The sequence below is a fragment of the Dyadobacter sp. CY356 genome, assembly GCF_021440195.1.
In the GTDB taxonomy this organism is placed as follows: domain Bacteria; phylum Bacteroidota; class Bacteroidia; order Cytophagales; family Spirosomataceae; genus Dyadobacter.
The window spans coordinates 104,022-130,202 of sequence record NZ_JAJTSZ010000004.1 but is presented as its reverse complement, the minus strand read 5'-3'; the positions used below and the strand labels follow the sequence as shown (position 1 = coordinate 130,202).

Genomic DNA, 26,181 nt, shown 5'->3' with positions numbered 1-26,181 from the left:
TGGTTTTGGATTTTAAAAAGTGAGCTTTTTAGCTCACTTTTTTTGTTTTTTCACAAAATCATAAATTTTTTGGTTACCGTTCTATTGCCTATGACGGCTTTTAAAAAATAAACGCCTTTGGAAATTCCTTTTGGTAAAATATGGGTGAGGTTTTTTGATAGTAAGACGGTTTTGGTCAGGATAACTTTACCTGAAATATCAATAACAGAAATAAGTGCAGAACCTCTTTCTTGTCCGGTTAAACGGACCTGGATATCTTCCTGAACGGATGGGTTTGGGACTATTTCAATATCGAACGGGACGTTTGGTTCTGTTGCCAGTATAATTTCTTTAAGTTTAACAGCAGCAACTCTGGAATATTCGAATTTCCCGGAAAGATCAACCATTTTTAAGCGGTAATAGATGGAATCAGCCGTGAAGACTGTTTTTCCTGTCGGATCTGAAAATTCGTATGATTTGGTTTGAGATGAATTTTCACTCCCTTTTACATGGCCTATATCTGTAAAATCTTTTGCATTGACAGATCTTTCAACCTGAAAAAATGCAAATTGGTTTTCAAATTCAGTTGACCATTTAAGCATTACAACATTACTTGCATCCGCAGCAGCCGAAAACGATATCAGCTTTACCGGCAATGGAGAAGCCACGTTAATTTTAAATACATCAACGATACAATTTTCAGCATCTTTTACGCTGTACTCTGTATCAACGGTTGGAGAAACGGTTATGGATCTGGAAGTTTCACCGTTATTCCAGACATATTTGCCAATAAAAGATGCTTCCAGTTTGACACTTTTGCCGGCATCAAGATTGATCGTTTTTACCTGGTTAACATCCTTTTCCATCGTAAACTGATCCCTGATCAGGCCGTCAATACCAATCCATTTGGCATCCAGCCGGTTTCCTTCTACCTCCAGAATCATCGATCCGCCGTGATCTGCATTGGAATAATACATGGCTTTATGCGGAAAACCGGCAGCAGGCGATCCGAGCTGGCCGGCCGAACCGGAAACGACATAAACGGTTCCTTTATTTTCGGATGACTTTTTAATATAAGGACATGAATTATCCGAAAGGTCATACTTACCGGAAGACTGGCTTACGTTGTGGACAGCATTGTTGAACTTCCCGGAATAATCATAAAAACCGTTGATTAACCTGGTTCTTTCATAGACATGGCTATGGCCGCAGAGTATGAGATCAACGCCGTTTCGTTCCAGTATCCGTATAAAATTCTCGCGGATCTTTATCATATCCAGCTCCGTTTCCGAATTTCTGGAACCTTGTGAAAATGGCGGATGATGCCAGTAAGCAACCACCCAGCCTTTGTTTTTATTAGCCGCCAGGTCTGCTTTTATCCATTGTACCTGTTTGCCCAGGGTATCATACAAGCGCGTTTCCTGATCTTCGCGACCATAGGAGTCAAGCGAAAGAAAATGGACATTTCCGTAATCATAAGAATAAAATGCCTTGGTTCCTGATGGAAAACCGCCCGCTTCTCCGTTGGCAGGAGGCGAGAAAATATCAAAATAAGGTACTTTATGATCTTTTTGTCTGTCGGGATTATCGTTGTTATAATCATGATTTCCAGGTGTAGGGAAAACCGGGAATTTTCGTAGAGATGTTTCTTTATAATGATTGAAAAAATTGGATTGGTATTCCGGATCGGTTCCCAGAGAATAGGCATTATCACCCAACAAAATCAAGGCATTCATATAATTATTTCCCAGATAGGCAGAAAGCTGATCCCGTACATTTCCCTGGAAAGCAGAATTAGTCCCACAGTCGCCAAGAACGCCAAAGCGGTACTTGTTTATAGTACCCGGAACAGGTGCAGTTTGAAAGAAAGTGCTTTCGTCGCCCAGATAAACCGTGGAAGTGGAACCGATGGAGTAATAATATTTACTTGCCGGATTCAAGCCCATGATCTTGATTTCATGATCTGTTACCAGTTTTTCGTCTTCAACTTTTTGGGTTAATGTTGAAGATGAACTGCCAAATTGTACCCGTGAATTTGTGGCCACGTCTGTTCTCCACCTGATCACAACGCTTGTTGATGCCATTGCCTGCAAATATGGGCCACGGATAACCTGCGCATAAACCGGGTAAATCAGGAAGGTGAAGATTATAAAAAGTAAATTTTTTCTCATAAAATATTAAATGTCAGGAGTATGTAAGTTTTATTTTGTGGATGATTCAAATGTCGCTTAAATCATCGGTTAGTGCGTTTAAAAATGCAATGATGTCATTTTTCTCTTTTTCAGACAGATTTAATTTAGCCGAAGAAAGAGTTTGCGAAGGTACCGATAATCCCATACCGGCACCACCGCCCTGATTGTAAAATTCTATCAGCGTTTCCAAAGACTGAAAGGCTCCGTTGTGCATGTAAGGAGCCGTTTTTGCCGCGTTTCTTACGGTCGGTGTTTTGAAAGCGCCTTTGTAAAATTTAATCGGACGAAAGTTGAAACGCCCTTCATCCGGATCGTTTTCCGGTTTTTCCAGATTATCGGTTTTTGTTGTTCCTAATATTTCAAATTCTGTTAATTTGTATAGCGGTGGAATTAATCCATTAAAAAGCGGTGCGAAATGACAGGTTGCACATTGCGCCTTACCCATAAAAAGATTAAATCCGGAAATCTGATTTTCGGTCAGGGCATTTCGGTTTCCCCGCATATATTGGTCAAATGGCGAATTGTAAGGATTCAAAGTTCTGACATACGAAGCTATCGTGCGATACAGTTCCTTGTCTGTAATTATATCATCCTGTTTTTTAAAAAACGCTTTTTGAAAAGATTTTCTGTATTGTTTTTCAGCATTTAGTTTCGTTAAAATTGCCTCAATATTTCCATTCATTTCCAAAGTGTCCTGAATAACATTTTCAATCTGATCTTCAAGACTTTTTACACGCCCATCCCAAAACTGGCTGTGCTGATATTTTGAATAGAGCAGGGAAGGAGCATTTCTTTTTGCAAATCTTTCAGAGGTTAATCCAATGCTTTTTAACAGCCCGTCCATAAAATAATTCTGTGGATTGTGACATGAGGCGCAGCTTTTCTGAGCGTTTCCGGAAAGTAATGTTTCGGAAAATAATTTTTTCCCAAGTGTAATTTTAGCCCGGGAAGTGTTGTGTTTTTCAGTCATAAATGCCTCTTCATTCAATGCATTTCTGCTGAAAATATTTTCAGCTTTATAATTTAGAACACCCTTTTTATCAGGTTCTAATCCTGCGGTTTTAATCCATTTTTCAAATCGATTTTGCAAAGGAAACAAACAAGTTGTCAGAAATTCGAGGCGGTCAAATGTATCGAAATCAGGATTTTGTTTCAGGTAAAGAATGGATCGATCCAGGTATAACTTTAAGTCTGATACGTCGGAGTTATATTTTTCAAGATAAGGAATTAAAATCTTTCGCGAAGATTCCAGGGCTGATAGAGATTCTTCTATTCCTGATTTCAGCATCGGCGCATCAAATCCTGTTATTCCAAGCGTTGCAACGCGTACAAATTCAGTTCTTACGGCTTCCAGAATCTGTGTATCGGTTCCTCCAAATTCATGCAACAAGGCGTTTAAATCATTCGCAGACAAGCTTATTAGTTTAGTTTGTTCTGTAAATTCAGACTTGTGCCCTTCGGGTAAGCTATCAAAAAGCATCGTTTCAATATATTGAAGTCCGGCCAATTCCTGGTATTCCAGATAAGGTTCTTCAATTTCATTTTTCGGTGCGCGGTTGTAAATCCGGGAAGAGGTGTAGAAAAAATATTCCAGAAAATATTCTACTCGTTTATAAGCAACTCGACTGCGGATCAGCGCTTTTTTTGCACTCGTAATTGTTTGAGGTCTTGCCGAATTAATTTCTTGCAAAGCTGAGTCCAACGTGGAAATGCTGGCAGCAAATGATTTAGAATCCGTCCGGAATTGCTGTAAAACCTTTGGTATACCGGTTTCTTTTTTTTTTCGAAAAGAGGCAGTCATGAAGATACAGGCCAGGGAGCCAAATACGATAAATATTTTAAATGCCCTTTCCATACAGAAACTTCCGGAAAACATTGATTTATAATTTACAAAGTAAACAGGAAAATCATAAGAAGAGATAATTAATTATTGATTGGAAATGAAATAGTTGTCGTCAGAAATATAAAATTCAGGTAAGCAGGAAATACAAAGATTTCTATTATGATCTGTTAACTGTTTTGACACTTTGAACAGAAAATCTATCTTACGATTGCATTAAATAATAAGTATTCTGAAAAGTTCAACCTATTAATTCCATGAGGCATCAATCCGCTTTACTGTTGTTTTATTTTTCTCTAACCACTTATACTGTTTTGGCGCAGAATAAATTCGAGCCCGGATACATCGTTGATACGCAGAAGGACACTTTATCAGGTTATATTGAATATCAGGAATGGCCGGAAAATCCTAAGGAGATTTTCTTTAAATCAAAAATGGAAAGTGAGGTAAAAAAATATTCGCCAAAGGATATTTCCACATTTTACGTTCATGAAAAAAAGTATGTCAAGGCAGGTGTTCTGGCGGATGAGTCAGGTAAAGCCATAAAAGTATCACCCGAATTTCCTTTTCATCCTATTTTGGAGGATACCGTATTTCTGCTGGAATTGGTGCCGGGAGTAAAAAGTTTATATTATCTGAAAGATAGCAAGGGTAAAGACCATTTTTACATATTTAAAGACGGACAAATGGAATGGCTTATTTATCAGTTTTATAAAGGGGGGAATGTTCAGGGTGTTGATGCAACCTATATCTCCAATCAAACCTATAAGGCCCAGTTGTATGACTATCTCAAAAATTGTAGTGCCATAGACAGGCGGATCAATATCGTTTCCTATACTAAAAGATCACTATCGAATATATTCTGGCGCTTTTATGAAAATTGTGCAGAACTGAGGCGTTGATCTTTTCTGGTAATATCAATTTAATGCTTAACGTTTATCGAAGTATAATGTCACAGCTGCCCCCTCTAAATGTCTTTTATTGCCTTCTTCACTGATAATTAAATAGATAACTTTGTATTGTGTCCGGCGTTACAAAGGTTTCTGTTCAAGCGAAAATTCTATTTTACACTGAATTGAGATCAGTTTTCATCCATTAAACATAATTACCATGTTCAAAGAAATAAAGGCATTCAGCGGCTTTTCAGTAGATAATCTGGAAAAAGCCATTCAGTTTTACGGTGATGTTTTAGGGATAGAAATCACGGAGGTTGATGAAATGGCGATTCTACATCTTCATATTTCAGGTGGACATAATATTGTCGTGTATGAAAAACCAAATCATGAGCCGGCGACCTTTACAATTTTAAACTTTCCGGTTAAGGATGTGACCGGTACTATGGAAAAATTGAAAGCACTCGGAATTGAATTTGAAAGTTATAATTTGCCTGACTTTAAAACCGATCCCGATCATGTTTTCCGTGGAGGCGGCCCGGAAATCGCATGGTTTAAGGATCCGGCGGGTAATATTTTATCTGTGATTGCGGAATCTTAATTATTGAGATGACGAATGTCTGGCACCAAGTAGTTTTTTAGAGCGAAACCGCTTTCTCTGTCAAACAACTAAAAACATACTTTCCCAATGCTCAAAAACCTCTTCATTACCATCATCTTATTACAATGCTCTCTCGTAAGAGCCCAACTCGTTGCTGATTCTCTGTTAATCGACAACCACTACCGCGTTTTTTATTACAACAAACCGCAACCCACACAAACTGGTGCAAGTCTTATTTTTGCCATGCATGGATCCGGAGGGAAACCTCAGGATATGGTTGAAAAAGCGGTGACGCTGGAAAAGAGGGCTGTGGCCGACAATTTTATAATAGCTTACCCGGCCGGTTATAAACATTATTGGAATGAATGCCGGAAGGCTTCTACGGCGGCTGCAAACGTTGAGAATATCAATGAACCTGCATTCTTTTCAGGGATGATCAAATATTTTAACGAGAGGTTTAGAATCAATGAAAAACAAGTTTTTGCAACAGGTTTTTCTGGTGGAGGGCATATGTCCTATTCGTTGGGAATAACAATGCCTGACAAAATAAAGGCTATTTCAGCAGTTGTAGCCAATCTTCCGACGCCCGAAAACATGGATTGTGTAGAATCAAAAAAGCCGCTTGCGGTTATGATTACAAACGGTACTGCGGACCAGACAAATCCATATAATGGCGGAGAGGTGAAAACTCCGGGGGTATCGCTGGGAACCGTGCGCGCTACGGAACAGTCATTTCAGTACTGGGCTGCACTTGACGGCTACAAGGGAGATCCTGTAAAAACCATTGTTCAGGATGCCGATACGAGCAATGACATCACAATTGAAAAGTATACTTACCAAAAAAAGGGAAAGCCGGAGGTCACTTTGCTAAAAGTGATCAATGGAAAACATCAATGGCTGACCGATATTGATGTTTTTGAAGAGTCCTGGAAGTTTTTCAAAAGACAAATGGAATAACATTTTTTGTCCGGTGCCTAAAAAAACAGTCGCCGGACAAAACATGATAAATAAATTCTATTCAAATTTCTTTCCCTCTGTTATTCCAGGCCATGAATCTGTCCGGAACGGATTTGCCGGAAAACCTTCTGAGTTGTACAAATTTGCTTCCACAGGCGCATCTGACCAGGCGTAACGAACAGAAACAGGTTTTACTCCTTTTGGATGATAAATGATGACGGTGTTTCCCAATATTTCAGCCTTCGCATAATAGAAAACCTTGTCTTCTCCGGCAATTTCAAATCCTTTCAGATAGCCGTATTTATCTTTAACTATCAATCCGCTGCCGGCAAATTTAAAGCTCACGGTTGCTTTTCCTTCGCTGAAAGTTACCGTATCAAACATGGGGGAACTATACTCGATATTCTGGCCATAATCCAGTTTCAGTGCATTGCTTGCAAGCCGGTGGGCAACATCCTGTTTGTTGGTTGGATGTATATCCTTTGCATTTCCAACATCGATGGTCACGGCCATTCCGGTTTTTGGCAATTTTAAAGTCATTGTCTGCGCTTCACGGAGTTCCGCCCAGCCACTGCCTTTGTTGCTGCTTTGGTCATTACCGAAACTGGAAAGTTGTACAAAATAAAAAGATTCGTCGCCCGGCTTTCCGTTAACTGACCATTTTTGACGCCAGTCATTAATTAGTAAGGGGAAACTTTCGCGGTATTGATAAGCTCTTCCGGCGTTCGATTCTCCCTGGTACCACAAGGTTCCTCTCGTTGCAAAAGGGATCAGCGGCGCTATCATCCCGTTATAAATGGTTGTTCCCACATTGTTGCTCGAATGCATGTAACTATGCTGGTCAGCAAAAGAAGTCATTAAAAACCAATCTTTTGCAATACTGATTTTTTGCTTTTCAGTACCAACATACAGGTCGTCGGGAGAACCTTGAAGGCCAAGCCCATACCAGGGCGATGCGATCAAATTCCCGAATTTTATTACCAGACTATTATCACCGGCCTTCCAGGTATTGGCAGGTATTTCAATTTTTCTGACACCTTTTATTATTCCGCTGCTCACCTGTTTTCCATTGATATAAATGGCATTCTGACTATCATTTTCTGCCAAAGCCAGAATCGTTTTTTGTGAAACGATATCAGTTGGAATCGAAATAATTCGAGCCATAAAACCATTACCCCGAAAAGCCCAGATTCCTTTCCAGTCCCATTGGCCAATTGGACTATCTGTTTTATGCCATTTTGAAAAGTCGTAACCTACTTCTGTATATTTCGCTTCGTCAGCAGCCGTTGGATTAATTTTGGGGTCCTTAAATAATTGATTTCTTAGTTTAGCATCAATTTGTTTATCCGCTTCTTCCCAGGTTGTCGGCATCTTTTGTGCATAGTCTTTCAGGACATCGCTGCCAAGCATTCCCTCTTTACTTATCCAGCCTTCAACCTGCGAACCTCCCCAGGAAGAATGCAGAATACCGATGGGGATATTTAGTTTTTGATATAATTCTCTTGCAAAGAAAAAGCCCACCGCTGTGAAATTTCCAACCGTTTCAGAGGATGCAATTTCCCAGGACCCACTCTTTAAATCTTTTTGCGGAAGCATGGTAACTTCACGATCCACTGCGAAATGACGGATTTTGGGGAAGTCGGCATTCTTTTTTTCCTCGTCATAATGATCCGCCTGCTGCACTTTAAATTCCATATTCGACTGCCCGGAGCATAGCCATACCTCACCAATCAAAATATCCTGAACCGAAGCTTTTCCCGATTTTGCAACGGCAGTCATCTGGTATGGGCCACTAGCTTCAAGTGGTGCAAAACGCACAATCCATTTCCCGGAAGTGTCCGCTTTGGCTTTGATGGTTTGTCCTGCCAGTGTTACTGTTACACTTTCCTTCGGTTTCGCCCATCCCCATACCGGAATCGGTTTTTGACGTTGCAATACCACATGATCTGAAAAAAGTCGCGCAAGTTTTATTTGAGCAAAACTGCTGGTTCCAGAGATTAGAAAGAGGAATAAAATTATTCTTTTCATTTATTTTTAAAATCTGATTGTTCCCTTTAAAGCAAATCCTGGTTGCAACATACCCAGGTTTTAAATACCTGAAATTAAAATCAGTTTAAATTTTTTTGTTTAGTCATGACACAAAAAGAAAACCTGACATTGGATATCAGGTTTTAGACATTTAAAGCAAACATTATCTTTGGTCACGAATCAATTTTTCGTATTCAATTTCTGTTGATCTGCGCTCGTCGGAATTTCCATAAGCTGATAAATAGTGCGAAACCAAGCCTATTCCCCAGCCAAGCATCGGCCAAACAGGCCAGGGATATATTTGATGTTGATTACCCCAGGGTTGGAAAAGCGTCAGTGCGTAAATTACCCAGAGCCCGGCATTTACGATCAGATAATTTTGTAAATGTCTTTTAAAAGCCGCTCTTTTTCTGGCTTTTCTCCAAAGAAATTCGTTGCGTGAGGTTTCCATTTTATATGAGGTTTTGATGTTATAGACTGAAAGATCTGTTTTCATTTTTTTTGATTGATATAAAAGTAAGTCTCCACTCTATATTGCTTCTCACGATTCCGATGAAGTCAATTATTATCTGGATAGACTGGCAAAAAAATAGTATTAAGTGTTACGACAGTTCTGCGATATAAGCACAATAGCATTTTATTTAATTTAAAATGTCACACTTTTGAGAAATAAGTCATATTATTGTAAATAAAACAATGGAAATGAAAAATACCCGACAAAAAATAACGGATGCAGCAATTGAGATTTTTAATGAGGATCTGTCCGCCCCTCTGGAAATTGTTGCAGAAAAAGCGGAAGTTACCAGACGAACATTACACCGTTATTTTACAGACCGTCAGGATCTTGTTTTAGCCTGTCATGCCGCTATGCAAGAAAGTTGCAGGAAAGCGATTGACGTTGTTTACACAAGTTTTCCGGAGCCGTTGGAGCGGTTTGAAAATATGCTGTACGCAGCAATTGACTGCGGAGTGAAATTCTCTTTCCTGCACAGAATGCATAATAACGATCATCATAACCATACGGCCAAAGATGAGAATTGCTCAAAATACGATGTGACCTTTAATAAGTTTAGAATGACGATTGAAGAACTGCAAAGAAAAAATCTTATTACAACGGAATTGTCTGTTGAATGGGTTGAAATGCTTTGTACCGGGATTGTTACAGCAGCGATCAACTCTGAAAAATCGGGAAATGTGGCAAAAGTTAATATTAAAAAATTTGCCTGGTTTTCTTTAAGCAAGGGAATTTTGGTTTAAAAAATTTGCTTTTTTATGTCTCAAATTTGAGACATAAATTAATTATTTAGGACAAACTTTTAATAACAAAATGGAAAATATAAATTTTGATGTAATCATTGTGGGTGGAAGTTTTTCCGGATTATCGGCTGCTATGGCATTGGGCCGCGCAATCAGAAGTGTGCTCGTCATAGATGCAGGCGAGCCCTGCAACAGACAAACGCCACACTCTCACAATTTTTTGACACAGGACGGAAGCACACCGGCAGAAATTTCAGCGATTGCCAGAAGTCAGGTTCTTACATACCCAACGGTGCAGTTTGAAAGTGATTTTGTTATTGATATTTCAGGTACTGATAATAATTTCTTAGTAAAAACTATGGCGGGTAAAACTTTCAAAACCAGGAAAATCCTTTTCTCAACGGGTATAAAAGATATTTTACCGCAAATTCCGGGTTTTACAGAGTGCTGGGGAATTTCTGTAATACATTGTCCATACTGCCACGGTTATGAATATAAGGGACAAACAACCGGTATTCTGGCAAACGATGATCATGCAATTGACTTCGTAAAACTCATTGGTAACTGGACGCAGGAATTGACATTATTTACAAACGGAAAAGCAATTTTTGACAAAAAACCATTTGATAAAATTCTAATTCCGGGATTCCAAATCGTGGAACAGGAGGTGGCTGAGCTGGTTCATGAAAATGGCTATCTGAAAGAAATTATCTTTAAAGACGGATCTGTCCGGAAGATTGATGCCTTATATGCGCGGGTTCCTTTTGTCCAGCACACCAATATTCCGGAAAAGCTGGGATGTGAAATTAATAAAATGGGTCATATACAGGCTGATGAGTTTGGTAAAACAGGGATTCCCGGAGTCTATGCCGCCGGTGATAATACATCCAGATTACGATCAGTGTCGTCTGCCGTAGCGGCAGGAACAGTCGCCGGGGCATTTTTAAATCATGAGATGATTGAGGACAATTACAGTCTTTAAACCTGAAAATCTGTCCAAGCAGGTTAGTACAGGATAGTACGGTCGATTATTTTAGGAATTTTTGGATATTAATTTCCTCTTTTTAAAGAGTAAGAGATATAAATTATGTCTTGTTAGATAAGAATTATAAAGGTATTTAATCATTCAAAAGTCAAAATCGTACAAAATGCTATTCAAAATGAGATCCAGATTTAGATTCACCGTTGGGTTAACCCTCGTGGTTACCTTAGTTACCCAATTCCTTTTAATTCAAAACCCGGTAATGGCCCAAAAAAAGGAAAAAGGATTCGTACAGATTTTTGATGGCAAAAGTTTAAAAGGCTGGGAAGGTGATACCAAATACTGGCGCGTAGAAAATGGGAATCTGGTTGGTGAAATCACACCTGAAACGCTTTTGAAAACAAACTCTTTTATTATATGGAAAGACGGCGAACCGGGCGATTTCGAGTTAAAGGGTTCATTTAAAATTACTGAAAAAGGTAACTCAGGAATAAACTACCGCAGCGATAAAGTTGCCGATGTACCTAACGCTTTAAGGGGATACCAGGCAGATATTGACGGAGCAAACCGTTACACAGGCCAGAATTACGAAGAAAGAAAACGTACTACATTGGCTTACAGAGGTGAAATTGTTACGGTTAATGAGCCAACGGATAAGTCGGAAGAGGCTTTTAAAGCAAATCTAAAAAACAATGCATGGCTGGGCAGAACCGTGACAGGCTCTCTGGGAACAACGGATGAATTAAAAACCAAAATTAAGAGTGAGGATTGGAATGAATTCCATCTGGTTGTGAAAGGAAATCGTTTGCAGCATTATATTAATGGTGTATTGATGAGCGATGTTACCGATAAAGACACAGTAAACGGGAAATCAAAAGGCCTTTTAGGTGTACAGGTTCATGTTGGACCGCCGATGAAAGTTGAATACAGAGACATCCGTATTAAACAATAACGGTTTTGATCTAAAATAGCGAAGCAGCTTATTGCTAACCGCTAAATGCCAATAGCTATTTGATTATGAATAAAATAGGATTTAATGTGCTTGCCTGGACGGCAACTGTGTCTGATGATCTGTTCCCCATTATTGACAGGTTGAAAAATATCGGTTACGACGGCGTAGAATTTTATCTGGGCTCTCAGGATACAGCCGCATACAAAAGAATGGGCGATTATACCCGTGATGTTGGTCTGGAAACAACAACGGTGATGACGATGGGCAAGGATGATAATCCTATCAGTGATTCTGTTGAAATTCGTCAAAAGGCGTTGGACAAAATGAAATGGGGTGTTGACAGGGCGCATGAATTGAATGCAAAGATTATTTGCGGTCCTTTTCATTCTGCACATACCGTTTTTGTAAATCGCCCCGCGCTTGAACAGGAATATGCCCTTGCCGGTGAAGTACTGAATGCCGCTGCGGAATATGCGGCTCAGGCTAATATCGTTTTTGCACTTGAAGCCTTGAATCGCTTCGAATGTTATTTGTGTAATACGATGGAGCAATTACTAAAACTGGTAAAAGCAGCTGATCATCCCAATGTAAGAGCGATGTTTGATACGCATCATTCCAACATTGAAGAGAAAAGTTACGCATCAGCACTTGATACGATTGCTCCGGTATTAGCGCATGTACATATCAGCGAAAATGATCGGGGGACGCCCGGAGAAGGACAGGTTTTATGGGATAACGCATTCTCCTCATTAGCTAAAATAAATTACCAGGGCTGGCTTACCATCGAAGCTTTTTCCAGAAACGATCCTGATTTTGCCAACGCCATCGGTGTCTGGAGAGAATTTTCTGATCCATGGGACATTGCAGAAAAAGGATATAGTTTCATTAAAGAAATGAGCCATAAACATAATCTATAATCCAAAAATCTAAAGTCAAACGGACTTACATATTTTAGCCCGGGACATCGCCCCCGGGATTTCGTGAATTATTTAGAATCTAATAGCTAAAAAATAAATGTCACAAAAACTTCCATTTCGTTTCGGTTCTGAGGTTTATACATGGTTTATGAGTAACAATGGCCAGACGCATCAGGGCCGTTTGGGACATATGATCGAGGTAATTGCCAAAGCAGGTTTTAGCGGAATACAACCTATTTTTACCTGGATGGGCGATTTGATTGACCCTTCACTTTTGGAAGAAAAACTTAAAGAACAGGGAATAGAGCTGGCTGCGCTTGCATTGGCTCTGGACTGGAATGAAGCCGAAGAAACGGAACGTGAAAGAGAAGTGGCCGATCATGCTATCAGCGTTTTACAAAAATTTCCGGGTGCAATCTTAAATACAGTTCAAATACCAACGGGCCGCCATAACCTGGCTGAACGTCAGAAAAGTATGGTGAATATTGTAAACCGGGTTTCCGCCAGAGCAGCAGAAAAAGGTGTGCCTTGCAGTTATCATCCTAATTCTCCGCATAGTTCCATTATTCGCACCGAAGAAGATTACAAAATTGTACTGGAATCTTTGGATACAACCGTAACAGGATGGACTCCTGACGTTGGTCATATCATCAACGGAGGTATGGATCCTTTGGAAAAAATGAAGGAATATCAATCCCTGATCAATCATGTTCATTTCAAAGACTGGGATGGAAATCCGGAATTTGCATTGATGGGTAAAGGAAAAGTTGACCTTCTGAGTGTAACACAATGGTTAAAAGATATCAATTATAAGGGCTGGATTATCTGTGAAGACGAAGGTTCAGAGGCCCTTGAAGACCCCGATTTCGTAACATTACATGACGGAAAATGGATTCAGGAAGATTTGATTCCTCAACTTACATAGCTGTTAGCTATCGCTGGAAAAAATATCTGACCAATTAAAAAGTTCGAATTAGAATTGCTAACCGCGAAAAGCTAACAAATGCCTTTAATAAAAACAAACGGAATACAGCTTCATTATGAAGAGCGCGGTTCAGGAGTTTCTCCGGACGAAACGCCTTTATTGCTGATCATGGGCATTACAGCACCCGGTTCCGTCTGGAACGTTCATCTGGCGGATTGGCAGTATCATTTCAGATGTATTATTGGCGACAATCGTGGTGTAGGCCTTTCCGATAAACCGTCTGGTCCATACTCTTCTGAGCAAATGGCAGATGATTATGCTGGTATGCTGGACGCGATTCAAATTGATAAAGTAAAAGTGGTAGGTTGTTCAATGGGAAGTACGATTGCGCAGCAACTCGCCATTCGTCATCCGGACAAAGTGCAATCTTTGGTATTGATGTGTCCCTGGGCGCGTTGCGACAATTATGCGAAATCGTTGTTTCAGCATATTATGAATTCCAAAGCACGTTTCCGGCCGGAAGAATTTAGCTTATACATCCAGCTGCTTATTTTCTCCAAATCAACCTGGGATAATCCGGAAAAACATGAAGAGCTGGAAATCGGACGGAAGCAGGACGGTGTCAATTCATTTCCACAACCACTTCACGGACTGGAAGGGCAGGCGGCAGCTTGTATCAACCATAATGCGCTGGCAGATTTGGGTAAAATTGATAAACCGACTTTGGTGATAGGAGGCCGACAGGATATTTTCACGCCAGTCTGGATGGCTGAGGAAGTCGCCAATGGCATTCCGGGTGCCGAACTTTTTCTATATGAAAATCTTGGTCACGCATTCCATTTTGAAAATACTGCCGATTTCAATCCAAGGGTCAGAAACTGGCTATTAGATAATTAAGTTAAACCAGACATTAAAAATTGGAATAATAAAGGTTTATTATGTTTATTTTCAATTAGGATAATATTTTTAATTAATAAAAGTAAATGAAGGATACCGTTGAAATAAATCAGGACTGGAAGGATAAAATATCCAATCATGCGCAGATCGGCGGGATCGAAACTTCGGTGATAGACAACGGTGCAGGGCGAGGGACAAGAATTGCCTGGATCAATACCGGGACCGGTCTGCGCTTCAAAGTCGTGATAGATCGTGCTATGGATATTGCGGATGCTTTTTATAATCAGCATAGTCTGGCCTGGCTTAGTCATGGGGGAATTACTTATCCGCAGCCGTTTTCTGATCAGGGTATCAATTGGTTAAAAACTTTCGGCGGGGGCCTGTTGACAACCTGCGGACTTACGCATTTTGGCGGTCCTGAATCTGATGAATTTGGTGAAAGAGGTTTACACGGTCAAATCAGTAATACGCCGGCGGAAATTATTTCAATAGTACAGCCAGACCCACGAATGGGAAATCTGGAAATGAGTATAACCGGCATTATCCGTGAAACAAAACCTTTTGGCCCAAATCTGGAATTAAAAAGAACTATTTCTGCAACGCTCGGAAAATCTGTAATCCATATTCATGATGAGGTGATCAACAAGGCAAATACGCCTTCGCCACATATGCTGCTTTACCATTTCAATTTTGGCTGGCCGCTCGCAGATGAAGGAACGGATATTCTCTGGAAAGGGAAATGGTATCCGAACAGCGGAGAAAATGCTAAAATTTTCAGGGAAGGAAATGATTTTAAAAAATGTCAGGCACCGCTTAATGATCATTCCGGTGGTGGAGAAGAAGTTGTTGTGGTTGATATTGAATCGGATGATCAGGGCCAAAGTGTATGCGGATTATCAAATTGTAAAATCGGGATTTCCGCTTTGATCAAATTTAAAAAGGAACAATTGCCATGGTTTGCAAACTGGCAACACTGGGGAAAGGGCGAGTACGTAACTGGCCTGGAACCAGCTACAAATCAATTGATCGGACAAGCAAAAGCAAGAGAAAACGGGTCGCTCATATTTATTGAGCCCGGAGAAAGCAAACACTACGACCTCGAACTGGAAGTATTAAACAGCCCAGTAACGATATAGGAGTTTTTAACAGATTATAACTAAACCAAATTTTCAAAATAAAACAATGGGACTTTCAAGTATAGCTGAAAAGGCATTAGAGCAAGGAAAAGGAATATTGCGTCTGGCCCCGACCTGGGTGCCGAGATCGTTTTGTGTGCCTGGCAGAAGAATAAAACTACATCCGGACGATTATTATGTTTTGGGTGGAGAACGCGGCGGTATTGACGAACGTTGGCTTTCATCAACTACACCAGCTGAGAACGGTCCGCTTACCGGCGAAAACGAAGGTTTGAGTCAGATCGTTTTTGAAGATGAGTCAAGTGTTCAAAAAGTAACATTGAAGGACGCGGTAAATGAGCTGAAAGGCGAAATAATAGGAGATCGTCTTTGGGATGAATACCAGAGCTGGCCGATGTATTCCAAGTTTTTCGATAACATGGGCCCATTGCCTCATCATATTCATCACAGAGATGAGCACGCCGCAATGGTTGGTCAGAACGGAAAGCCGGAAGCATATTATTTTCCACCACAGCTCAATAACCACGGCGGCGATTTTCCATACACATTCATTGGTATAGCTCCCGGCACCTCGAAAGAACAGATAAAAGAATGTCTGATGAACTTCACGAAGGGTGATAATAAGATCACGAACTACTCGCAGGCGTTTCGTCTGGAACCCGGAACAGGATGGGATGTTCCTCCCGGCATGTTGCATGCTCCCGGCAGTTTGTGTACCTATGAACCGCAAAAAGCATCGGATATTTTTGCAATGTACCAATCGCTTGTTAATGAAGCGATTATACCTGAGGAATTGCTTTGGAAAGGAACGCCGAAAGACAGAATTGGAGATTATGACCTGTTAATGGAGGTGATTGACTGGGATCTGAATGTGAATCCTAATTTGATGGAAAAACACTTTATGCGCCCCAAGCCGGTAAAAGATGTCGCAGAGATGGCGGCAGAAGGATACAGTGAAAACTGGATTTGTTATAAAAACGAGGCTTACAGTGCGAAGGAACTAACAGTTTTTCCGGGACAGACGGTTACCATTACTGATGCAGCTGCTTACGGAATGATCGTGATGCAGGGACATGGCAAGTTAGGTGCTTGGGATATTGAAACGCCAGCGCTGATTCGCTACGGTCAATTAACAAATGACGAATTTTTTGTAACTGAAAAAGCGGCACAGGAAGGTGTTGTAATCAGTAATCCTTCGGCTAATGACCCGATTGTGATCCTGAAACATTTTGGTCCTTTAAATCCTGATTTAATTCTGGAATAAGCTTTTGGCTATTGGGAATCAGCTTTTAGTTTGATGTATCAGACCAAGTTGCTTATTGTCAATCGTAAAGTTTAAAATATTTTATTATGTGTTTTGAATAAACTGTGAGCTGATAGCTTACAGCTAATCGCTAAAATCTACTAAACCATGCCAGAAAATAATTATCCCAAGCTACACAATGCCACTTGGCCGGGTATTGTTGGAAAAGGCTCCGATTCAGAGCCTGTCATTTCTTTTGATACGATGCTTGAAAAAACGGCCGCTGCTGAGGTGAACGGTGTAAAATTTGATGGTATCGACATAGGTCTTTTTGATCCTCATATTGATCTGGATATGAGTGATGACGGAATCAAAAAACTGGTTGACAAGGTTGGAGGACTCAATCTTGAAATCGGCAGTCTGGTTGCGCCCATATGGAGCGGCTCGGCAATGGGCAATAAAGAAGCCCGTGACGAATTTGTTTTGCAGGTGAAAAAAGCCTCCATTTTTGGTCAGAAACTTAGAAAACTGGGCATTCGTCCGAATGGAATTATTCGTATCGATTCTTCAAGCAAACCAGAAGACTGGGCCTTGGATCCGGTAAATAATACCAAACTTATCGCTGAAACTTTTAGGTCAGCCTGTGATGTAGCAGCTGAATATGGCGAAAAACTGGCGGCAGAAGGTGAAATCTGCTGGGGTGGTATGCAGAGCTGGAAAACGATGATCGACACAATGGAGCAGGTTGATCGCCCGAATATCGGTTTCCAGGCGGATATGTCTCATACCTTCCTTTATCTGTTAGGTTATAACCGTCCTGAAGACCGTGTGCTTCCTGTTGATTTTGAATGGAGCGACCGTGCAACATTGGAAGAAGGTCTTAAGAAAATGACCGTTGCCCTTCGTCCCTGGACTCTGGATTTTCATGTTGCACAAAATGATGGAACTGTTCATGGAACAGGATCTCATGATAAAACCGGACGTCATTGTCTGGCTACGGATCCCAATGGAAAACTGGATATCACGCATGATGCAGGATACTGGCTTCGTGACGAAAACGGTGAACTGACAAAGGCTTTCCGTCATATTTGCTGGGATGGCTGTATGTTCCCGAACGAAATTATGACCAATCAGAAAACCTGGAATGATATCCTTGCGGCTATGATTAATGTTCGCACGGCACATGGCTGGTATGAGGCTTAATGATAACATTGAAAAATAACGCATTTTACATTATGTCAAATAAGAAAGAACTCAGAATAGCATTGATCGGTACCGGTTTGATGGGCCGTACGCATTCCAATGGATATAACAGAATTGATAACTTTTTCCCTGAACTGGAATATACTCCGGTTTTGAAAGTGGCCTGTTCACGTAATGCCGAAAAAGCAAAAGCCTTTTCAGAACAATGGGGTTACGAATCTTTTGAAACAGACTGGAAAAAGGTGATTGCCAGGGAAGATATTGACGCGGTTGATATCTGCACAGCCAACGACACGCATGCAGAAATTGCTATCGCTGCTGCGGCTGCCGGTAAAATGATCTTGTGTGAAAAACCATTGGCAAGAACTTTGTCAGAAGCACAGAACATGGTGGATGCCATTGAAAAAGCGGGTGTGAAAAACACGGTCTGGTATAACTACCGACGCGTTCCTGCTGTGACTTTGGCCAAGCAAATTGTAGATTCTGGTAAACTTGGACGTATTTTTCATTACCGTGCCAATTTCCTTCAGGACTGGACAATCAATCCGGACGTTCCGCAGGGTGGAACTGGTACCTGGCGTTTAGATGCTGAGGCTGCTGGTTCTGGTGTTACCGGTGATTTGCTGGCGCATTGTATTGATACTGCCATGTGGATCAATGGTGGGATCAAGGATGTTTCTGCCGTAACGGAGACTTTTATTAAGGAACGTGTACATCAGGAAAGCGGCCAGGTGCAAAAGGTTGGTATCGATGATGCCTGTATTTTTCATTGTCATTTTGATAATGGCTCATTAGGACTTTTTGAATCAACACGTTATGCACGAGGGCATAAGGCGCTTTATACTTTCGAAATTAATGGTGAACATGCCTCCATTCGCTGGGATTTACATGATCTGAACCGTCTTGAATATTTCGATCATTCGGATGATTCTATCGTTCGCGGTTGGAGATCTATTCTGGTTACTGATAGCGATCAGCCTTACATGAAAAGGTGGTGGATTCCGGGAACGAGCATTGGTTACGAGCATTCGTTCATCCACCAGGTAGCTGATTTCTTTGAAAGTCTTCAAACTGGTAAGGATTGCAGCCCGACTTTTAAAGATGCTTTGGAAACTCAGAAGGTTTGTGAAGCTGTACTGGATTCTGCGGCTTCGAAAAGCTGGAAGGATACCGGGGTTGAATGGGAGGGATAATGGAATTTTTGGGACAAATGGTGCTATTGCCGTTGACCATCGCCATACAGGCATAGGGCGGTGCCCTATGCTAAATTAATAACCCTTTCAGGGTTTAGCGATTATCGACGCCCTGAAAGGGCATTATATTTTAGGATAGGGCAACGCCCTATTCTATTCATGATCGAAAATGTATCAATACGTTAATGCATCAATTCGCCAATGTACCAATGCATTATTCCATACACACATTCCATAAACATATACACACATGTCACAATCATTAGCAAAAGTATGCACACACATTGTGTTCAGTACCAAATACCGTCAGCCTTTAATTGACGATAAAATTGAAAACGAACTTCACAGATATCTGGGAGGGATTTGTAACAAATTTGAATGCATACCAATACAAGTTGGTGGTTACGTGGATCATATTCATATTTTGTGTGTCATGTCACGAAAAATATCTATCATGAAACTTTTGGAAGAAATAAAAAAGAATTCTTCCAGGTGGATCAAGACAAAAGGAAAGGAATATGAAGGTTTTTATTAGCAGGATGGGTACGGAATATTTTCCGTCAATTCTTCTGATTTAGAGATTGTTGTAAAATACATTACTAATCAAAAACTGCATCACGAGAACAAGAATTTTCAGGATGAGTACCGGGGCTTTTTGCGCAAATATAATATGGAATATGATGAACGATATGTTTGGGATTGATATGAGAACATAACAATATATGGTCCGGTCGGTTCGTCGAAATTGTCCCGAAGCGGTAGGGCGATACCCCATCCTAAAATATAACGCCCTTTCAGGGCTAATTAATTTGTAGCCCTGAAAGGGCGTCATATCTCAGCCCGGGGCATCGCCACGGGACTATTAGGGATTTATTAGAATTAAACCCAACCCATGACCCACCCCATCCTCCAGATCAAAAACCTGACCAAATCCTACTCCGGGATTAAGGCATTGGATGTTGTGCAGTTAACATTACAAAAAGGGGAGGTGCATGCATTGATGGGAGAGAACGGCGCTGGAAAATCCACCTTCATGAAAATCCTGATTGGATTATTGAGTCCGGATTCCGGGGAAATAATTTTTGATGGAGATTTACTAAAAAGTAAAACCGTAAGCGAAATTTCTAAAATGGGAATTTCCATGATTCACCAGGAAATCTTAATTATTCCGGAACTTACTGTTGCCCAAAACATATTTCTAGGCCGCGAAAAAGAAGTTTTCCAAAATAAAACCGGATGGCTGAACGATAAGAATATTGCATTAAAAGCTGCGGACCTTCTAACACAACTCGGCATTGAGATCGACCCGAAGGTCAAAATGAAATACCTGAGTGTTGCGCAGATGCAAATGGTCGAAATTGCAAAAGCAGTTTCAAATAATGCACAGGTTATTATAATGGATGAGCCTACATCTGCAATTTCGGACAAAGAGGTTTCAACACTTTTTAAAATAATAAGAGAGCTAAAAAACAAAGGCGTTGCTATTATTTACATCTCCCACAAGATGGACGAGATATTTGAAATTTGTGATACCATAACGGTATTACGGGATGGAAAATACATCGCGACCAAAAGTGCTTCTGAGCTTGATAAAAACAGTCTGATAGCGATGATGGTAGGAAGAGAAATAAATAACATGTTTCCTGGACCATTAATACAAAAAGGCGACGTTGCACTTTCCATAAAAAATCTGGGTAAAAAAGGAAAGTTTTCAGCCATCAGTTTTGACGTCCATGCAGGAGAAATATTTGGAATATCCGGACTTATGGGTGCCGGCAGGACTGAAATTGCAGAAGCAATTTATGGTTTATCAAAGGCCGATAGTGGTGTAATAAAAATAAACGGCGAAGAAGTTGATATAACGTCACCCCAGGATGCGGTGACCAAGGGAATTGGATATGTAAGTGAAGACCGGAAAAAATTGGGATTTATTCCTCAACTATCGGTCGTGCAAAATCTTACATTAAGCAGTTTATCCGAACATTGCCGCGGGATATTCATTGATAATCAAAAAGAAATTACAGCAGCAGATCAGATGATCAATGAACTGAAAATTAAAGCTTCAAGTCGTAATCAAAAGGTTACACATCTGAGTGGAGGAAATCAGCAAAAAGTGGTTATTGGCAAAGTGTTGGCAGCTTCTCCAAAAATCATTATTCTGGATGAACCTACCCGTGGGGTTGATGTTGGGGCAAAATTTGAAATATATAAACTGATAAATAACCTGGCCGCGGAGGGAATCTCGATCATTATGATCTCTTCTGAACTACCGGAAATCTTAGGCATGAGCGACCGGATTCTTGTTTTATCAAAAGGAATTCAGAAAGCCATTTTGTCAAGAGAAGAGGCGACGGCGGAATCAATAATGTCATATGCGGTGCATTGATTTAACCTGTTAACAAGATAACGACTGTTTTAAAAAATAGAAATTGGAAAATTCATTTACTTCAAGATTCAGGAATATTGGTCAATATGGCATTTTTCTGGCATTTGTAATGATCTGCCTGGTACTGGCTTTAAGTACACCCAGGTTTTTTACTGTTTCGAATTTAATGAATATCGGAACCCAGGTTTCGATCAATGCTCTATTGGCTTTCGGTGTAACTTTTGTCATCATAACAGGTGGGATTGATCTTTCCCTGGGTTCCATGGTTGCGGTAACAGGCGTTTTAGCAGCCACTTTCGCACACCCGGATACCTATCCTTTGATCGTTCCTGTTTTTATCGGACTGGGTGGTGGGCTGGCTATCGGTGCTTTCAACGGATTGGTCATTACGAAAAGTAAAGTTCCTCCATTTATTGTAACGCTTGGAACGATGACAATCGGAAGAGGTCTGGCTTTGATTCTGAGTAAAGGAAGACCGATTTCCAATTTATCCGATTCTTTCAATTTTATAGGCGGCAGTAATTTGTTTGGTATACCATTTCCAATCATCATACTGGTTTTTGCCTTTGTTATATGTTCCGTAATTTTAAATAAGACAATTCTCGGACGTTACATGTATGCGGTAGGAGGAAATGAGCCTGCGGCAAGAGCCTCAGGAATTCATGTTAATCGTGTTAAAATGTGGGTTTACACTATTTGCGGGTTACTTTCTGCCGTGGGCGGAATCTTGCTGACATCCAGAATCACTACCGGACAGCCCAATGCGGGAGCTGGTTTCGAGCTTGATGCAATTGCAGCCGCTATCATTGGCGGTACCAGTACCTCAGGTGGAACGGGTACCATGACCGGTACTTTGATCGGTGCATTATTAATTGGCGTTATCAGCAACAGCCTTGACTTATTAAATGTCACTTCCTATTACCAGCAGGTTGTCATGGGTGCCATCATTATCGGTGCCGTGGTTTTGGATAGTATGGGTAAAAATAAAAACTAGGCTCATGAAATTTCTACATGTCTTTTGCTTGAAATAAAATGAATAAAACATTTATGAAACTAAGTTTCCTTTTCACACTTGCCCTTTCTGCGATTGTACTGGTCAGCTGTAATAAATCCGGTAATTCCGAATCTGAGAAAAAGGATGGCAGCAAAAAACTTGTCATCGGAAGCACCATGTTAAGTATGCAAAACGAGTTTGTCGTTAATGTTAGCGATGAAATGGAAGCAAAAGCCAAAGAACTTGGCGTTGAGCTTATCACGGTGGATGCTGAACGTTCCGCATTAAAGCAGGTTGAACAGGTCCAAAGTTTCATCGCGCAGGGTGTGGATGCTATTGTCATGAATCCGTGTGAAGTGGAAGCAAGCTCACCGGCTGTCAAACTGGCTTTGGAAGCAAAAATTCCAATCATCAATGTAAACTCTGAAACTACGGCAAAACCCACATCTTTTGTTGGTTCTGATGATGTGGAATCGGCCAGAATTGCAATGAATTACATTGTAAAAAAACTGGGTGGAAAAGGTAATGTGATCATGATGAATGGCTATATGGGACAGGCTGCCCAGATTAAAAGAGACAAAGGAGCAAAAGAAATTCTGCAAGCTAACCCAGGTTTAAAACTGCTCGCCGAGCAATCCGGAGAATGGGATCGTGCCAAGGCCATGTCGCTGACTGAAAACTGGATTCAATCCTACGGTACTACGATCAATGCCATTTTTGCACAGAATGATGAAATGGGTTTGGGCGTAGTAAAAGCTTTGGAAGCAGCCGGATTAAAAAATAAAATAGTGGTAGTCAGTATTGATGCAATTCCTGACGCGTTGCAGGCAGTGAAAAAAGGAACTTTGGATGCCACCGTTTATCAAAATGCGAAACAACAAGGCAGCAAAGCCATTGAAAACGCAGTAAAAGCAGCCAGGGGCGAAGCTTTCGATAAGGAAGTTTTAATTCCGTTTCAGCTTGTTACAAAAGATAATTTAAATGAGTTTTTGAAATAAATCGAATCAGGTTTATTGTTAAGTCTCGTTTGAAAAAATATGAAATCAATCCTGAACCATGCATATTAAAAACAAAGAAGTAAAAATAACTTTATCTGTAATTCTTCTCGGATTCTGTTTTTTGTCATCCGCACAAGTCCCGCAAAGTGAGAAAAAATCAACGCCAGTCCGTTTTGAAAAAAAACAGATCGCATCCGAAAGCAATGAGTCAGTTGCGGTTTTTGATGTGAATAATGATGGAAAACCGGATTTGGTCTCGGGTGAATTCTGGTACAAAGGTCCAAAGTTTTTTGACCGGTTTTATATCGGTGAAGTGAAAAGGCATGGCGAATATTGGGATGATTTTTTAACCATACCAATGGATGTTAATGGTGACGGCAATATGGATTTCATCACGGGCGGCTGGTTTAATAAAAGTCTGATATGGCGGGAAAATCCAGGAAATAATGGTCCGTGGAAGGATCATCTTATTGACGAAACAGGAAATGTTGAAACCGCCAGAGCCTGGGATGTTGACAATGACGGGTTTCCTGAAATTGTACCAAACAATCCAAATCTGCCCTTGAAATTCTACAAACTGGATAAGGATAAAAATGGAAAAGGAACCGGAACTTTCACTAAAACACAGGTTGCCGAAAAACAGGATCACGGCATCGGATTTGGTGATGTAAATGGAGATGGACGGGGAGATTTTATCATTAGTACGGGTTGGCTGGAAGCTCCAAAAAATGTGTTGAAAGATAAATGGATCGCTCACAATGATTTCAAACTTGGCACGGCCAGTGTCCCAATTTTAGTTGTGGATGTGAATGGCGATAAGAAAAATGATATCATCGTCGGGCAGGCGCATAGTTACGGCCTTGACTGGTACGAACAAACGACAAAGTCGGGAAAAACCGATTGGACCAAACATGTGATCGACCCCTTTAACTCACAATTTCATTCCATGGAATGGATTGATCTGGATAATGATGGAAAGTTTGAACTGTTAACCGGAAAGCGGTATCGCGCACACAATGGAAATGACCCGGGTGAAAAGGATCTGGTTGGCATTTATTATTATCAATGGAATGGAGAATCCTTTGTGAAACAGGTAATTTCACACGGTCCTTATGGTGTGGGAAAAGGAATCGGTGTATACTTTTCAACGGCTGATCTGCTTGGAAGTGGCCGCAAGGATATTATAGTTGCAGGAAAAGACGGCCTGGTTGTATTTTTTAATCAAGGCAACAACTAAGTTTGATATAAATAACGCATAGACAGCAATGGGCTGGAAAGTACATTGTTGTTAAATTTTGAAATAATTACTAAACCCCAAATACATGAGAAAGGTATCGGTCACATTCGGCCATATTTTACTATTATTATTTACAATTTTTTACAAGCCTGGAGAAGCCCGGGCACAATCAAAAATTCCCGTTTTTGATTTAAGAGATGGAGACCGTGTCGTATTTCTTGGAAATTCACTTTTTGAAAATGATTTTCAATATGGATATCTGGAACTGGCCTTAACCACACGCTTTCCCGAAAAGAACGTTACATTCCGTAATCTGGGGTGGTCGGGCGATAATGTCTGGGGAGACGGACGCAGTACTTTTACCAATCCTCCGACAGCCTATGAACATCTGATGCAGAACATCGCCAAAACCCGGCCAACGGTTGTTTTTCTAGGTTATGGGGGTGTGGAGGCTCAGGAAGGAGAGGCGGGTCTGCCTCATTTTAAAGACGGATTAAATAATCTGTTGAATAAAATTGATTCATTGGGTGCAAAAACGATTTTGCTGTCCACGATTCCGGTTATGTCCGGCGACACTTCTATTAATCTTTCCAAACGAAATGCAGATCTAGAACTTTATGCTTCGGCCATAGCGAAAATTGCAGCGGATCGTGGAAAGCAATTTATTGATATCTATAAGCCAATTCTGGAAGCCGGCAAAAAGACTACCATTATTGAAAATGGCGTTCACCTGAATAAAACAGGTTATTATTATCTGGCTAATGTTTTGGAAAATGGTTTGGGTTTTAAAAATGAAAAACGGACCGCTGCGATATCGGTTTCTAAAACGGGTGCAGAAGCTTCCGCAAATGCCAAAATTTTGAAATCGGGTAAGGATCTGGCGGATCTTCAATTTGTAATCCCGGAAAAGTTTCTGCCCATACAACCATCTCCTGAAACTGAAAAGCTTGTTGATTTAGCTCCAATTTTAAAAGTGACGGGATTGAAGAAGGGATTTTACACACTGTCTGCCAATGATGATCAGATCGTAACTGCCTCTGCGAAGGATTGGGAAAAAGGTGTTGAAATCAAACACGGACCGTCATACTATCAATCCGAGGAAATCCGGGATATGATTAACAAAAAGAACGAACTGCATTTCTTTCAATACAGGCCAATTAATGAAACTTATATTATTGGCTTCCGTGCCTATGAGCAGGGAAAACATGTCAAGGATCTGGAAGATCAGGATATCCTGATCAAGTATCTGGAAGGGCAGATTGGTTTACAAAGAATGCCAAAAGTAATAGTTTATAAGCTGTCAGCTCTTGATAATTAGCACTAAGCTAAATTACCAAAAGAAAACTAAGTAAGGTTTAAAAATACAATTCA

General features: G+C 40.6%; 23 protein-coding genes. 19 read left to right on the top strand and 4 right to left on the bottom strand.

The window, feature by feature from the left end; genetic code table 11:
• Positions 1-50 precede the first annotated feature (50 nt).
• Positions 51-2,150: a metallophosphoesterase gene (locus tag LXL81_RS14800; protein ID WP_234647574.1), complete on the bottom strand. Its 2,100-nt coding sequence runs from the start codon at positions 2,148-2,150 to the stop codon at positions 51-53.
• Between the two features lie 46 nt (positions 2,151-2,196).
• Positions 2,197-4,026 (bottom strand): cytochrome-c peroxidase, encoded by a 1,830-nt coding sequence (locus LXL81_RS14795; protein WP_234647573.1) that lies wholly within the window; start codon positions 4,024-4,026, stop codon positions 2,197-2,199.
• A 242-nt stretch (positions 4,027-4,268) separates the two neighbouring features.
• Between LXL81_RS14795 and LXL81_RS14790 the strand changes: the two genes are divergently transcribed.
• The 3 genes from LXL81_RS14790 (at position 4,269) to LXL81_RS14780 (ending at position 6,462) form a co-directional block, all read left to right on the top strand.
• On the top strand, positions 4,269-4,913 hold the full coding sequence (locus LXL81_RS14790; protein ID WP_234647572.1) for a hypothetical protein: 645 nt from the start codon (positions 4,269-4,271) through the stop codon (positions 4,911-4,913).
• A gap of 208 nt (positions 4,914-5,121) precedes the next feature.
• Complete coding sequence (locus LXL81_RS14785) at positions 5,122-5,505, top strand: VOC family protein (protein WP_234647571.1); 384 nt, start codon at positions 5,122-5,124, stop codon at positions 5,503-5,505.
• Positions 5,506-5,592: 87 nt separating this feature from the next.
• Positions 5,593-6,462 carry a PHB depolymerase family esterase gene (locus LXL81_RS14780; RefSeq protein ID WP_234647570.1) on the top strand — a complete coding sequence of 290 codons (870 nt, stop codon included), beginning with the start codon at positions 5,593-5,595 and terminating at the stop codon, positions 6,460-6,462.
• 57 nt (positions 6,463-6,519) lie between these two features.
• On the opposite strand, the gene LXL81_RS14775 is transcribed toward LXL81_RS14780, so the two are convergent.
• Positions 6,520-8,490, bottom strand: coding sequence for a sialate O-acetylesterase (locus tag LXL81_RS14775; protein ID WP_234647569.1), 1,971 nt, complete (start codon positions 8,488-8,490; stop codon positions 6,520-6,522).
• A gap of 163 nt (positions 8,491-8,653) precedes the next feature.
• The gene (locus tag LXL81_RS14770; RefSeq protein WP_234647568.1) at positions 8,654-8,941 is read right to left on the bottom strand and encodes a 2TM domain-containing protein; all 288 of its coding nucleotides are present in this window, start codon (positions 8,939-8,941) and stop codon (positions 8,654-8,656) included.
• A 251-nt stretch (positions 8,942-9,192) separates the two neighbouring features.
• On the opposite strand from LXL81_RS14770, the gene LXL81_RS14765 reads away from it, so the two are divergent.
• From LXL81_RS14765 to LXL81_RS14690, 16 genes are all read left to right on the top strand, one after another.
• Entirely contained in the window at positions 9,193-9,747 is a 555-nt protein-coding gene (locus LXL81_RS14765; protein WP_234647567.1) for a TetR/AcrR family transcriptional regulator, read from the top strand.
• Between the two features lie 70 nt (positions 9,748-9,817).
• Positions 9,818-10,729, top strand: coding sequence for an NAD(P)/FAD-dependent oxidoreductase (locus LXL81_RS14760; protein WP_234647566.1), 912 nt, complete (start codon positions 9,818-9,820; stop codon positions 10,727-10,729).
• A 178-nt stretch (positions 10,730-10,907) separates the two neighbouring features.
• Positions 10,908-11,681, top strand: coding sequence for a DUF1080 domain-containing protein (locus LXL81_RS14755; protein ID WP_234647565.1), 774 nt, complete (start codon positions 10,908-10,910; stop codon positions 11,679-11,681).
• Positions 11,682-11,746: 65 nt separating this feature from the next.
• The gene (locus LXL81_RS14750; RefSeq protein ID WP_234647564.1) at positions 11,747-12,598 is read left to right on the top strand and encodes a sugar phosphate isomerase/epimerase; all 852 of its coding nucleotides are present in this window, start codon (positions 11,747-11,749) and stop codon (positions 12,596-12,598) included.
• A gap of 97 nt (positions 12,599-12,695) precedes the next feature.
• The gene (locus LXL81_RS14745) at positions 12,696-13,523 is read left to right on the top strand and encodes a sugar phosphate isomerase/epimerase (protein WP_234647563.1); all 828 of its coding nucleotides are present in this window, start codon (positions 12,696-12,698) and stop codon (positions 13,521-13,523) included.
• A 78-nt stretch (positions 13,524-13,601) separates the two neighbouring features.
• On the top strand, positions 13,602-14,420 hold the full coding sequence (locus tag LXL81_RS14740) for an alpha/beta fold hydrolase (protein WP_234647562.1): 819 nt from the start codon (positions 13,602-13,604) through the stop codon (positions 14,418-14,420).
• Between the two features lie 86 nt (positions 14,421-14,506).
• Positions 14,507-15,556, top strand: a complete 1,050-nt coding sequence (locus LXL81_RS14735) for an aldose 1-epimerase family protein (protein WP_234647561.1) — start codon at positions 14,507-14,509, stop codon at positions 15,554-15,556.
• 46 nt (positions 15,557-15,602) lie between these two features.
• The gene (locus LXL81_RS14730) at positions 15,603-16,820 is read left to right on the top strand and encodes a hypothetical protein (protein WP_234647560.1); all 1,218 of its coding nucleotides are present in this window, start codon (positions 15,603-15,605) and stop codon (positions 16,818-16,820) included.
• A 147-nt stretch (positions 16,821-16,967) separates the two neighbouring features.
• Positions 16,968-18,002 carry a sugar phosphate isomerase/epimerase gene (locus LXL81_RS14725; protein ID WP_234647559.1) on the top strand — a complete coding sequence of 345 codons (1,035 nt, stop codon included), beginning with the start codon at positions 16,968-16,970 and terminating at the stop codon, positions 18,000-18,002.
• Between the two features lie 32 nt (positions 18,003-18,034).
• Entirely contained in the window at positions 18,035-19,195 is a 1,161-nt protein-coding gene (locus tag LXL81_RS14720; protein WP_234647558.1) for a Gfo/Idh/MocA family protein, read from the top strand.
• A 250-nt stretch (positions 19,196-19,445) separates the two neighbouring features.
• The gene (tnpA, locus tag LXL81_RS14715) at positions 19,446-19,730 is read left to right on the top strand and encodes an IS200/IS605 family transposase (RefSeq protein WP_234647557.1); all 285 of its coding nucleotides are present in this window, start codon (positions 19,446-19,448) and stop codon (positions 19,728-19,730) included.
• 357 nt (positions 19,731-20,087) lie between these two features.
• Positions 20,088-21,581: a sugar ABC transporter ATP-binding protein gene (locus LXL81_RS14710; RefSeq protein ID WP_234647556.1), complete on the top strand. Its 1,494-nt coding sequence runs from the start codon at positions 20,088-20,090 to the stop codon at positions 21,579-21,581.
• A 109-nt stretch (positions 21,582-21,690) separates the two neighbouring features.
• Complete coding sequence (locus tag LXL81_RS14705) at positions 21,691-22,575, top strand: ABC transporter permease (RefSeq protein ID WP_234647918.1); 885 nt, start codon at positions 21,691-21,693, stop codon at positions 22,573-22,575.
• 53 nt (positions 22,576-22,628) lie between these two features.
• Entirely contained in the window at positions 22,629-23,573 is a 945-nt protein-coding gene (locus tag LXL81_RS14700) for a sugar ABC transporter substrate-binding protein (protein WP_234647555.1), read from the top strand.
• 58 nt (positions 23,574-23,631) lie between these two features.
• On the top strand, positions 23,632-24,810 hold the full coding sequence (locus LXL81_RS14695; RefSeq protein WP_234647554.1) for a VCBS repeat-containing protein: 1,179 nt from the start codon (positions 23,632-23,634) through the stop codon (positions 24,808-24,810).
• A gap of 85 nt (positions 24,811-24,895) precedes the next feature.
• A complete protein-coding gene (locus LXL81_RS14690; protein WP_234647553.1) occupies positions 24,896-26,128 on the top strand; it encodes a GDSL-type esterase/lipase family protein in 1,233 nt (410 codons plus the stop codon).
• Positions 26,129-26,181: the final 53 nt, after the last annotated feature.